The following is an 11,860-nucleotide window of genomic DNA, read 5'->3' on the forward strand; positions in this document are numbered from 1 at the left end:
GGGGGGGGGGGGGGGGGGGGGGGGGGGGGGGGGGGGGGGGGGGGGGGGGGGGGGGGGGGGGGGGGGGGGGGGGGGGGGGGGGGGGGGGGGGGTGGTGGGGGGGGGGGGGGGGGGGGGGGGGGGGGGGGGGGGGGGGGGGTGGGTTTCCCTCCCCCCCCCCCCCCCCCCCCCCCCCCCCCCCCCCCCCCCACCGCACGGTGGTGCACTCGGCCGACACCGAGGGCGAACTCGGCCTGTTCCGCCACGGCACCCCGCCGGACCTGCCGACGGTCCGCGTCGACCGGCCCGACGACCCGGCGCTGCGCCCCGACGACGGGCACGAGTCGATGGTGCTGACGGCGACGGTCCCCGCGGCGACGCGGTACGACTGGGGTGCGCCGGGTGTCGCCGACGCGTTCGCCGAGCGCATGATCACCGCGGCCGAGCGTGCCGTGCCCGGCCTGCGGGAGCGGATTCTGTGGCGCGAGGTACGCACTCCCCTGGACACCGCGCGGGAGACGGGCGCCACCGGAGGCGCGGTCCCGCCGCCGGCCCTGGCCGCGCCGCGGGGCGTGCTGCACCCGGCCAACACCACGGCGATATCGGGCCTGTTCGCCGTCGGCGGCTGGTCCCATCCCGGCGGCGGGCTGCCGCACGCGGGCATGTCGGGCGCGCTGGTGGCCGGGCTGATCGTGGAGGGGCTGGACTTCCGGGGCTCGCAGTGACCCCGTGAGCCGGGGCCGGTGAGCCAGGGTCAGTGAGCGGGGCCCGTAAGCCGAGGCCGGTGAGCCGGGGCCGGTGAGCGGGGGCCCGTAAGCCAAGGCCGGTGAGCCGAGGCCGGTGAGCCGCTCCGGCCGGCTCGCGCGAGACCCGCTCCGGCGTCGGCTCGCCCGGCACCCGCTTCGGCCCCGGACCGCCCGGACTCCTCTCCGGCACCAGCCCTCCCGGCTCCCGCTTCGGCCCGGTCCGCCCGGCTCGCGTCGCCTCAGTGGCGGTCCTGCTGCTCGTCGAATCAGTAGCGGTACTGCTGCTCGTCGTACCCGGCGCCCGGCTGCTGCTGGCCGTGGCCCTGGTAGGGGTACGGCTGCTCCTGCGGGGGTTCGCCGCCCTGGCCCTCGTCGGTGCGCTGCTGCGGCACCCACACCCCGCCGGCCGGGGTCTCGCCGTAGCCGCCGGTGGCGTAGGGGTCCTGAGGGTAGCCCTGCTGGCCGTACTGCTGGGCGTAGCCGGGGTCATAGCCGGTGCCGGCGTAGGGCTGGCTGCCGATGTAGGGGTCGGAGTAGTTGGCGTAGCCCTGCTGGGGAGCGGCGTCGTAGCCGTAACCCTGTTGCTGTGCGTAGCCGGAGTAGTCGTAGGACGGGTCCTGCTGGGGGGCGGCGTGGGTGGCGGTGTCGCCGTAGACACCGTAGTTGCCGGTGTCGTCGGGCAGGGGCTGCGGCTCGTAGACGGAGCCGGCGTCGGCGGCCGGGGGGCGCGCGGGGGTGAAGACGTCGTCGCGGTCGTAGTCGTCGTACGCGTCCGGGACGGAGCCGTCCTGGGCGTAGGGGTCCTGACCGGGGGCCGGGTCCTCGTCCGTGCCGGTGGGAGCGGGTGCCGGGGCCTGCCCGGCCTGGGCGTTGCGGTCACCGCGGCCGCGGCGGCGCTTGCTGCCACCGGACGCCACGGCGTCGGCGCCGGGGCGCCGGACCGCCCAACCCGCCGCGAAACCGCGGCGGAAGGAGAGCGTCACGAGGGTCTGGCCGACGGCGAAGGCGATCGCGCCCGCCCCGATGACGAGGACGGACGGCATCATGACGCCGACCACCACCCCGAGGAAGCCGGCGAAGGCGAGCAGCCGCCAGCGCAGGCGCGCCTTGTACTGCAGCAGCACCTCGCCGAGCAACCACAGCGCGACGCCGCCGAATGCGATGTAGAGGACCGTCCAGCCCATGTACGCCCCTCTCCCAGTGGCCGTTACGCAGTGTGTCGTAACACGGTGCGGCAGGTCTAGGCCTGCGGGGGGTGGTGCAGGCCCAGGTTCTCGTAGATCTCCAGGGTCGCCGTGGAGCTGTTGAGCGTGATGAAGTGCAGTCCGGGCACGCCTTCGGACAGCAGTCGCGCGCAGAACTCCGTGGCGAAGTCGATCCCGATCGAGCGTACAGCCGCCGGATCGTCCTTCGCCGCGAGGATCCGCTCTTTCAGGGCGTCCGGGAACCGGGCGTTGCTGAGCTTGGGCAGCCGCTCCAGCATCCGCACGCTCGTGACCGGCAGGATCTCCGGGATGACCGGGGTGTCGCAGCCCGCCTCCGCCACCCGGTCGCGCAGCCGCAGATAGGACTCCGGCTGGAAGAACATCTGGGTGATGGCGTAGTCGGCGCCCGCGCGGCACTTGTCGACGAAGTGGGCGACGTCGGTGTCCCAGTCCGTGGAGCGGGGGTGCATCTCCGGGAAGGCGGCGACGCCCACGCAGAAGTCGCCCGACTCCTTGATGAGGCGCACCAGTTCGGCCGCGTAGGTCAGGCCCTTGGGGTGTGCCACCCACTCGCCCATGGGGTCGCCGGGCGGGTCGCCGCGCACGGCGAGCATGTTCCGGATCCCGGCGTCCGCGTACTGGCCGATGATGTTGCGCAGTTCGGCGATGGAGTGGTCGACCGCGGTGAGGTGGGCGACCGGGGTGAGCGTGGTGTCGGCGACGATCTGCTGCGTCTCCCGGACGGTGCCCGCGCGGGTCGAGCCGCCGGCGCCGTAGGTCACCGAGACGAAGTCGGGGGCGACCGCCTCGACCCTGCGCAGCGCGGTCCACAGGCTCCGCTCGCCCTTGGGGGTCTTCGGCGCCGAGAACTCGAAGGAGTACGTGGTCTTGCCGCCGGCGAGCATGTCACGCACGGTGCGTGCGCGATCAGTCCTGGTGGATGCGGTTCCGAGGGCCATACCCGCAGGTTAGCCAGGGGACGCCGGTCCCCCAACCGCGCTCCGGGAATTTGCCGGAATTGTCGGCTTGCCGTCCACCCCTTGGGACGGGCCCCCGAGACGTGGCCCCTCAGACCTTCCGCAGCCGCCGGGCGAACTCGGCCGCCGCGGCGCCCGGATCGTCGGCCTCGGTGAGCGCGCGCACCACGACCACCCGGCGGGCCCCGGCCGCCAGGACCTCGTCCAGATTGCCGAGATCGATGCCGCCGATGGCGAACCAGGGGCGCTCGGTGCCGAGCGCGGCCGTGTACCGGACCAGGTCCAGGCCCGGTGCGGGGCGGCCCGGCTTGGTGGGGGTGGGCCAGCAGGGCCCGGTGCAGAAGTAGTCCACGCCCTCCTGGACGGCGGCCGCGGCGGCCTCGTCCTCGGTGTGGGTGGAGCGGCCGATCAGCACGTCGTCGCCGAGGATCGCGCGGGCCGCGGGGACCGGCAGGTCGCCCTGGCCGAGGTGGAGCACATCGGCGCCGGCGGCGTGGGCGACGTCGGCCCGGTCGTTGACCGCGAGGAGCCGGCCGTGCCGGGCGCAGGCCTCGGCGAAAACCTCCAGGCAGGCCAGTTCCTCGGCGGCCTCCATGCCCTTGTCGCGCAACTGCACGATGTCGACACCGCCGGCCAGCACCGCGTCCAGGAACTCGGGCAGGTCGCCCTGGCGCCTGCGGGCGTCCGTGCACAGGTAGAGCCGGGCGTCGGCGAGCTCGGCACGGGCGGCGGTGTCGGACATGCGTGATTCCCCCGGAGTCGGTGTGCGGTGCTGGGCGGGCGGTGGCGTAACGGCGCGCGGGGCGTCGTACGCCACCCCTCGGCGGTCGGGCCGGGACGGCCCTGAGGCGATCGGGCAGGGACGGCCCTCAGACGATCGGGCTCAGCGGCCCTCACGCGGTCGGGCTCAGACGGCGAGCGCCTGGGCGCGGCGCTTCACCTCCGTGCCGCGGTTCTCGCTGAGAGCCTGCGCCGGGGTGCCGGGCAGGGTCGGGTCGGGGGTGAAAAGCCATTCGATCATCTCTTCGACCGTGAAGCCGTCGTCCCGCAGGAGCGTCAGGGTCCCGGACAGGCCCTTGACGACCTTGTCCCCGTCGATGAAGGCGGCGGGGACGTGCAGCGCGCGGTTCTCACCCCGGCGTACGGCGATGAGCTGGCCGTCCTTGACCAGCTGCCGCACACGCGTCACCTCGACGCCGAGCTGTTCGGCGATGTCGGGGAGGGTGAGCCAGGCGGGGACGAGAGCGTCGATCTTCGTGTCAATCTCGGTCACGGGTACAGGGTAGGCGCTCGGCCGGGTCCGGCGCTTTACGCCGGTGGCCTGGTGGGGGCTCAGTCGGCCGTGGCGTCCTTCAGCGGCCGGCTCGGGTCCGCCAGCGCGTGAGCGTCCAGGAGGCGGCCGGCCTCGATCAGTTTGCGGCCCTGGGCGAGGTCGCGCGGGCGGCCCACCGCCAGCAGGGCGACCAGGCGGCCGTCGTGCAGCCAGCACACCGTCCAGGCGGGGCCCGCGGGATCGCCTCGCCAGACCAGATGGTCGGCGGCGGCATGGTGCCCCGCGTACTGGACGAAGCGGCCGAACTGCTCGGACCAGAAGTACGGCACCGGGTCGTAGACGGCGCCCTCGCCGAGGATGCCGGCGGCGACGGTGCGCGGGCCCTGGAGGGCGTTGTCCCAGTGGTGCACGAGGAGGCGTTCGCCGTAGCGGGCCGAGGGGAAGGACGCGCAGTCGCCGACGGCGTACACATCGGGCGCGGAGGCGCGCAGCCGGGCATCGGTGACGACCTCGCCGAACGCGCCCAGCTCGATGCCCGAGCCGGCCAGCCAGCCGGTGGCGGGGCGGGCGCCGATGCCGACGACGACCGCGCCGGCGGGCAGCCGGGTGCCGTCGGCGAGCACCACCGCGCCGGGCTCGACGCGCTCCACCCGCGCGCCGGTGCGCAGTTCGGCCCCGCTGTCGGCGTACCAGCCGGCCATGGTGGCGGCGACCTCGGCGGGCAGCACCCCGGCGAGCGGCCGGTCGGCGGCCTCGACGACGGTCACCGCGCAACCGGCCTCGCGGGCGGCCGTGGCGAACTCGGCGCCGATCCAGCCGGCGCCGACGACCACGATGTCGTGCTGCCGGGCGAGCACGGGCCGCAGCCGTTCGGCGTCGTCCAGGGTGCGCAGCAGATGCACGCCGGGGACGCCCTCGCTGCCGGGCAGGGTGACCGGCTCGGCGCCGGTGGCCAGCACCAGCACGTCGTACGGCACCGGGCCCGCCTCGGTGTCGAGTTCATGGTCGGCGGGGCGGGCGCCGAGGACCTCGCAGCCGAGCCGGAGGCCGACGCCGAGCGCGTCGAAGTCGAGGTCGAAGGCGGAGCCCTCGGCCTTGCCGAGCAGCACGGCCTTGGACAGCGGCGGCCGGTCGTACGGCTGGTGCGGTTCGGCGCCGATGACGGTCACCTCGCCCGCGAAACCCCGTTCCCGCAGCGCGACCGCGGTCTGCACCCCGGCCATGCCCGCGCCCACGACGACCACGCGCCGCGTCCCTGCCGTGCCCTGCCGGGCTGTCTGCTCGCTCACCCGATCACCATAGACAGATGACGATCAGTCAGTCAGCGGGTGTGCGCGGTGAGCTGTTCCACGACGCTCGTGCCGGAGCCCGGTCCGGACTCCCACTCCCAGGTCTCCTCCAGGCGCACCCGGCCGTCGGGCAGCTCCACGACCGTGGAGACGCAGTGGCCCGAGGCCGTGCTGCCGTCGGTGCGCAGCTGCACGTACCGGAAGTCCAGCCGGTCGCCCGCGCGGGTGCCGACCAGATGGCCCCGGACGATGTCGCCGCCCTGGTACTCGGCCCAGATAGCGCCGTCCCGCTCGTGGTAGGCGAAGCGGGTGCGGGTACCCACCTGACCTGCGGACTGGTCGGCGACGGGGGCGAGGATCAGGCCGTCGAGCGACGGGGCCATGGGCGAGGGCTCCCTTACGGGTGACGAGGGGGGCGGGCTAGGGTGGCCACCGTACAAGCACTCGCGGGAGCCCGGACGCACCGGGCTGAGAGGGAGGCTGGCGGCCTCCGACCGTACGAACCTGATCCGGGTCATGCCGGCGAAGGGAGGGGCTGGACGCCCATGTCCACACGTACGCCCGATACCTCGGGAATCTCCGACGTCCTCGTCGTCGGGGGCGGGATCATCGGCCTGGTCACGGCCTGGCGCGCGGCGCGCCGCGGGCTCGCCACGGCCGTGGTGGACCCGGTGCCCGGCGGCGGGGCCGCGCAGGTCGCGGCCGGGATGCTGGCCGCGGTCACCGAACTGCACTACGGCGAGGAGACGCTGCTCGCCCTCAATCTGGAGTCGGCGCGCCGCTACCCCGGCTTCGTGGCCGAGCTGACCGAGGCGAGCGGCCGGGACCTCGGCTACCGGCGCTGCGGCACCCTCGCGGTCGCGCTGGACGCCGACGACCGCGCCCATCTGCGCGAACTGCACGTCCTCCAGCAGCGCTGCGGCCTCGACGCGCAGTGGCTGCCGGGGCGGGAGTGCCGCCGTCTGGAGCCGATGCTGGCGCCGGGCGTGCGCGGCGGGCTGCGGGTCGACGGCGACCACCAGATCGATCCGCGCCGGCTGGCCGCGGCGCTGGTGATCGCGTGCGAGCGGGCCGGGGTGGTGTTCCACCGGGTGTGGGCCGAGCGGCTGGACGTCGTACGGGACCGGGCCGTCGGGGTGACCACGGCGGACGGGGCGCCGCTCACCGCCGGGCAGGTGGTGCTCGCGGGCGGCAGCCTCAGCGGGCGGCTCGCGGGGGTGCCGCGGGAGGTGCTGCCGCCGGTGCGGCCGGTGAAGGGGCAGGTGCTGCGTCTCGCGGTGCCGAAGCGGTACGCGCCCTTCCTCAGCCGGACGGTGCGGGCCGTGGTCCGGGGCGGGCAGCTGTACCTGGTGCCGCGGGAGAACGGCGAGCTGGTCGTCGGCGCCACCAGCGAGGAGCAGGGCTGGGACACGACGGTCACCGCGGGCGGGGTGTACGAGCTGCTGCGCGACGCGCACGAGCTGGTGCCGGGCATCACCGAGCTGCCGCTCACCGAGACGCGGGCGGGACTGCGGCCCGGCTCCCCGGACAACGCGCCGCTGCTCGGGCCGTCCGGCCTCGCGGGGCTGCTGCTGGCGACCGGGCACCATCGCAACGGGGTGCTGCTCACGCCCGTCACCGGGGATGTGATGGGGCAGTTGCTGGCCGGCGGCCCGCTGCCCGAGGAAGCCCGTCCGTTCACGCCGGAGCGCTTCGCCGCCCCGCGCACGCAGCAGCTGGAGCAGACCGCATGAGCGCCGTGTCGTCCACCATCACCATCTCCGTCAACGGGCAGCGGCGTCAGGTCGCGCCGGGGACCGCGCTCGACGCGGTCGTACGGTCCCTCGTGCGGGCCCCCGCCGGGGTGGCGGCCGCCGTCAACGAGACCGTCGTACCGCGCACGCGGTGGGCCGGGACGGCGCTCGCCGAGGGCGACCGGGTCGAGGTGCTGACCGCGGTGCAGGGGGGCTGAGCGGTGACCGACGATCGCCTTGTCATCGGGGATACGGCCTTCGGGTCGCGGTTGATCATGGGGACGGGCGGGGCGCCCAGCCTCGACGTGCTGGAGCGGGCGCTGGTGGCGTCCGGGACGGAGCTGACGACGGTCGCGATGCGGCGGGTCGATCCGTCCGTGCACGGCTCGGTGCTGTCCGTGCTGGACAAGCTCGGCATCGGGGTGCTGCCGAACACGGCGGGGTGCTTCACCGCCGGGGAGGCCGTGCTCACGGCGCGGCTCGCGCGGGAGGCGCTCGGTACGTCGCTGGTGAAGCTGGAGGTCATCGCCGACGAGCGGACGCTGCTGCCGGATCCGGTGGAGCTGCTGGAGGCGGCGGAGACGCTGGTGGACGACGGGTTCACGGTGCTGCCGTACACCAATGACGATCCCGTGCTCGCGCGGAAGCTGGAGGACGTGGGCTGTGCGGCGGTGATGCCGCTGGGGTCGCCGATCGGGTCGGGGCTCGGGATCCGCAACCCGCACAACTTCCAGCTGATCGTGGAGCGGGCGGGGGTGCCGGTGATCCTGGACGCGGGGGCGGGGACGGCGTCGGATGTGGCGCTGGCGATGGAGCTGGGGTGTGCGGGGGTGATGCTGGCGTCGGCGGTGACGCGGGCGCGGGAGCCGGAGGTGATGGCGGCGGCGATGCGGCACGCGGTGACCGGGGGGAGGCTGGCGCGGCTGGCGGGGCGGATACCCCGGCGGTACTGGGCCGAAGCCTCGTCTCCTACGGAGGGTCTGGCCGCGTTGGATCCCGAGCGCCCGGCGTTCTGACCTTCGCCTCCCACGCCCCGGAAGCCACCGGTTCCGGAGGCCGGGCCCCTGCGGGGCACCGCCGGCGACTTCCCACCCGCGCACCACCCGGAACTCTCGGCTGGAAGGCCGGACCTCCCCGTGGGGTGCCAGCGCCGTCGGCGGCTGTCCGTCCCTCCTCTCCCACCCACGCACCACCCGAAACCGTCGGCTGGGAGACCGGGGCACCCCGTGGGGCGCCAGCGCCGTCGGCGGCTGTCCGTTCTTCCTCTCCCACCCGCGCACCGCCCGAAACTGTCGGCTGGGAGACCGGGGCTCCCCGTGGGGTGCCGGCGCCGTCGGCGGCTGTCCGTCGCTCCTCTCCCACCCACGCACCGCCCGAAACTGTCGGCTGGGAGGCCGGGGCTCCCCGTGGGGCGCCAGCGCCGTCGGCGGCTGTCCGTTGCGGGAGGGTTCGGGGGGCGGTCGGTCGCCGCGTTTGGCGGTTCGGGTTCGGTGGAATATGGCGTGGCTGCGTAAGAAGCGTCACAGGTGGGCTTCAGTGGGCAGGTGGGAAAGGGCGGCGGGGCGGGGGTGGGGTCGGGGGCTCGTAGACTCGGCGTGTGGATATGACCCTTCAGGACGCCCTCGTCGGGCACGTGCTCGACGGCCGGTATCGCGTGGACGCGCGGATCGCGGCCGGCGGGATGGCGACCGTGTACCGGGCGCTGGACACGCGCCTGGACCGGGTGCTCGCGCTGAAGGTGATGCATCCCGCGCTGGCGGCCGACGGCGTCTTCGTGGAGCGGTTCATCCGCGAGGCCAAGTCCGCGGCCCGGCTCGACCACCCGAACGTGGTGCAGGTCTACGACCAGGGCACCGACGGGTCGTACGTGTACATGGCGATGGAGTACGTCGCCGGCTGCACCCTCCGCGACGTGCTGCGCGAGCGCGGCGCCCTGCGCCCGCGTGCCGCGCTGGACATCCTGGAGCCGGTGCTCGCCGCGCTCGGCGCCGCCCACCGGGCCGGTTTCGTGCACCGGGACATGAAGCCCGAGAACGTGCTGATAGGCGACGACGGCCGGGTCAAGGTCGCCGACTTCGGCCTGGTCCGCTCCGTCGACACCGTGACCAGTACGACCGGCTCCGTGCTCGGCACCGTCGCCTACCTCGCCCCCGAGCAGATCGACCAGGGCACCGCCGACCCCCGCGTCGACGTGTACGCCTGCGGTGTCGTCCTGTACGAGATGCTGACCGGCGCCAAGCCGCACTCCGGCGACTCCCCCGCGCAGGTGCTCTACCGGCACATCAACGAGGACGTCCCGCCGCCCTCCGCACTGGTGCCGGGGCTCGCGCCGCGACTGGACGAGCTGGTCGCCTCGGCCACCGCCCGCACCCCCGAGCTGCGCCCGTACGACGCGGTCGCGCTGCTCGCCGAGGCCCGCGAGGCCCGCGCCGCGCTGACCGGGGAGCAGCTGGACGCCGTACCGCCCCGGGCCAGGACGGTGGAGCACGAGAACGCGGAGAACCGTACGAGCGTGATCCCGCGCGCGCTGACCGTGCCCGCGCCGCTCCCCGTCGACGAGGACGGCGGCGACGGCATCAGCCGCACCACCCGCTTCCAGGCCGCGCCCGTACCGCCCCCGCGCCGGTCCCGGCGGCTCGTGCTCACCCTCGCCGTCGCCGTGCTCCTGGTGCTCGGCGCCGGCACCGGGATCTGGTACATCAACTCCGGCCAGTTCACCAAGGTCCCCCCGCTGCTGACGAAGACGGAGGCGCAGGCGCGGGACCGGCTCAAGGACGCCGGTCTGGAGGTCGGGAAGGTGAAGCGGGCCTACGACGACACCGTCGAGCGCGGCGCCGTGATCAGCACCGACCCCGCGGCCGGGGCCCGGATCCGGGACCACGACGCGGTGACGCTGACCGTCTCGCTCGGCCCGGAGAAGGTCAAGGTGCCGGACCTGGCCAACCTGCCGCTCGCCAAGGCCCGGCAGAAGCTGAAGGCGGCCGGTCTCGAACCGGGCATGGTCACCCGCAGCTTCAGCGACGACATCGACCAGGGCGCCGTGATCTCCACGACCCCCGCCGCGGGCACCGAGCGGCACGCGGGCTCCGCGATCGCGCTGACCGTCAGCAAGGGCAGCCCGGTCGACGTGCCCGACGTCACCGGCGACGACCCGGCCGACGCCCGGCAGGAGCTGACCGACGCCGGGCTCAAGGTGAGGATCGCGAGCGAGCAGGTCAACTCCGAGTACGACAAGGGCAAGGTGGCCCGGCAGAGCCCCGGCGACGGCAAGCAGGCCGCCGCGGGCGACACGGTGACGCTCACCCTGTCCAAGGGCCCGCAGATGATCGAGGTCCCGGACGTGACCGGCGACAGCGTGGACGACGCCCACCAGGCGCTGGAGGGCGCCGGGTTCAAGGTCAGCGAGGACCGCGGGCTGCTCGGGCTGTTCGGCGACACCGTCAAGAAGCAGTCCGTCGAGGGCGGCAAGACGGCGCCCAAGGGGTCCACGATCACGATCACCATCAGGTGAGTCCTCGCGGGCGGCAGGACCGGTGAGCGGGTTCACGCCCGGTGCCGGTCCGGGCGGCCCCGCGGACATGACACCCTGAACAGGTGAGTTCCGTTTCCTCGTCCCTCCCCCGGTCCCTCCCCCGCAATCCCGTCGGCGGCCATGTCCCGGTGGCCGGCGGCCTGCACTCCGTGGGCCTGTCGTACGCCCGTGAGCTGAAGGCGGAGACCGTCCAGGTCTTCGTGGCCAACCCGCGCGGCTGGGCCACCCCGGCCGGGAACCCGAAGCAGGACGAGGCGTTCCGCGCGGTCTGCGCCGAGGAGTCGATCCCGGCGTATGTGCACGCCCCCTACCTGATCAACTTCGGCTCGCACACCGAGGCGACGGTGGAGAAGTCGGTCGAGTCGCTGCGGCACTCGCTGCGGCGCGGCCGGGAGATCGGCGCGCTCGGCGTGGTGGTGCACACCGGCAGCGCGACCGGCGGCCGGGCCCGCGAGGTGGCCCTGAAGCAGGTGCGGGAGCACCTGCTGCCGCTGCTGGACGAGCTGACCCAGGACGACGACCCGTTCCTGCTGCTGGAGTCCACGGCGGGCCAGGGCGCCTCGCTGTGCTCGCGGACCTGGGACTTCGGGCCGTACTTCGAGGCGCTGGACGCCCACCCCAGGCTGGGCGTCTGCCTGGACACCTGCCACATCTTCGCCGCCGGGCACGATCTGACCGGCCCGGCCGGCATGCGCCAGACCCTGGATCTGCTGGTGGAAACCGTCGGCGAGGGACGGCTGAAGCTGATCCACGCCAACGACTCCAAGGACGTGGTGGGCGCGCACAAGGACCGGCACGAGAACATCGGCTCCGGGCACATCGGCGAGGAGCCCTTCCGCGCCCTGATGAGCCACCCGGCGACCGCGGGCGTCCCGCTGGTCATCGAGACTCCGGGCGGCAAGGAGGGCCACGCGGCGGACGTGGCCCGGCTCAAGCGCCTCAGGGACGGCTGACGCGAGCCTCCGGGGCCACCGGCCCACGGACCTCGGAAGCCACCGGCCCACGGACCTCAGGGGCCACCGGCCCGCTGGCCTAGGTCTTGTCTGACAAAGGATCTTGGTTGGGTTCGCGGAGCCAGAGGATGAGCGAGGCGAGGTGGACTCCGGCGCGGTATCGGTCGGCGAGT

Annotated in this window: 11 protein-coding genes, 1 pseudogene and 1 riboswitch; of the genes and pseudogenes, 6 read left to right on the forward strand and 6 right to left on the reverse strand. The window is 74.5% G+C overall.

Going from position 1 to position 11,860, the window contains the following annotated elements; translation table 11 throughout:
- Positions 1-182 precede the first annotated feature (182 nt).
- A pseudogene (locus AC069R_RS33915) lies at positions 183-704 on the forward strand (phytoene desaturase family protein); the annotation flags it as partial.
- Between the two features lie 287 nt (positions 705-991).
- Here the strand turns inward: AC069R_RS33915 and AC069R_RS33920 are convergent.
- The 6 genes from AC069R_RS33920 to AC069R_RS33945 form a co-directional block, all read right to left on the reverse strand.
- Entirely contained in the window at positions 992-1,909 is a 918-nt protein-coding gene (locus tag AC069R_RS33920; protein ID WP_478770539.1) for an SCO2102 family sporulation regulator, read from the reverse strand.
- A gap of 56 nt (positions 1,910-1,965) precedes the next feature.
- Positions 1,966-2,889, reverse strand: coding sequence for a methylenetetrahydrofolate reductase [NAD(P)H] (gene metF, locus AC069R_RS33925; protein WP_478770540.1), 924 nt, complete (start codon positions 2,887-2,889; stop codon positions 1,966-1,968).
- Between the two features lie 109 nt (positions 2,890-2,998).
- A complete protein-coding gene (gene thiE / locus AC069R_RS33930) occupies positions 2,999-3,649 on the reverse strand; it encodes a thiamine phosphate synthase (protein ID WP_478770541.1) in 651 nt (216 codons plus the stop codon).
- Positions 3,650-3,814: 165 nt separating this feature from the next.
- A complete protein-coding gene (locus AC069R_RS33935; protein WP_392211190.1) occupies positions 3,815-4,180 on the reverse strand; it encodes an Rv2175c family DNA-binding protein in 366 nt (121 codons plus the stop codon).
- 59 nt (positions 4,181-4,239) lie between these two features.
- Complete coding sequence (locus AC069R_RS33940; protein WP_478770542.1) at positions 4,240-5,469, reverse strand: NAD(P)/FAD-dependent oxidoreductase; 1,230 nt, start codon at positions 5,467-5,469, stop codon at positions 4,240-4,242.
- Positions 5,470-5,501: 32 nt separating this feature from the next.
- On the reverse strand, positions 5,502-5,852 hold the full coding sequence (locus AC069R_RS33945) for an avidin-fold protein (RefSeq protein ID WP_478770543.1): 351 nt from the start codon (positions 5,850-5,852) through the stop codon (positions 5,502-5,504).
- A gap of 53 nt (positions 5,853-5,905) precedes the next feature.
- A riboswitch (TPP riboswitch) is annotated at positions 5,906-6,017 on the forward strand.
- Here AC069R_RS33945 and thiO point away from each other — a divergent pair.
- From thiO to AC069R_RS33970, 5 genes are all read left to right on the forward strand, one after another.
- Complete coding sequence (gene thiO, locus AC069R_RS33950) at positions 6,015-7,202, forward strand: glycine oxidase ThiO (RefSeq protein WP_478770544.1); 1,188 nt, start codon at positions 6,015-6,017, stop codon at positions 7,200-7,202. It overlaps the preceding riboswitch by 3 nt.
- On the forward strand, positions 7,199-7,420 hold the full coding sequence (gene thiS / locus AC069R_RS33955) for a sulfur carrier protein ThiS (RefSeq protein WP_397986374.1): 222 nt from the start codon (positions 7,199-7,201) through the stop codon (positions 7,418-7,420). The genes thiO and thiS overlap by 4 nt, the downstream gene beginning before the upstream one ends.
- A gap of 3 nt (positions 7,421-7,423) precedes the next feature.
- Entirely contained in the window at positions 7,424-8,218 is a 795-nt protein-coding gene (locus AC069R_RS33960; RefSeq protein ID WP_478770545.1) for a thiazole synthase, read from the forward strand.
- A 581-nt stretch (positions 8,219-8,799) separates the two neighbouring features.
- Positions 8,800-10,713: a Stk1 family PASTA domain-containing Ser/Thr kinase gene (gene pknB / locus AC069R_RS33965; RefSeq protein ID WP_478770546.1), complete on the forward strand. Its 1,914-nt coding sequence runs from the start codon at positions 8,800-8,802 to the stop codon at positions 10,711-10,713.
- A gap of 83 nt (positions 10,714-10,796) precedes the next feature.
- On the forward strand, positions 10,797-11,687 hold the full coding sequence (locus AC069R_RS33970) for a deoxyribonuclease IV (protein WP_478770547.1): 891 nt from the start codon (positions 10,797-10,799) through the stop codon (positions 11,685-11,687).
- Positions 11,688-11,860 lie beyond the last annotated feature (173 nt).

This window comes from Streptomyces sp. NPDC043952 (assembly GCF_056435325.1).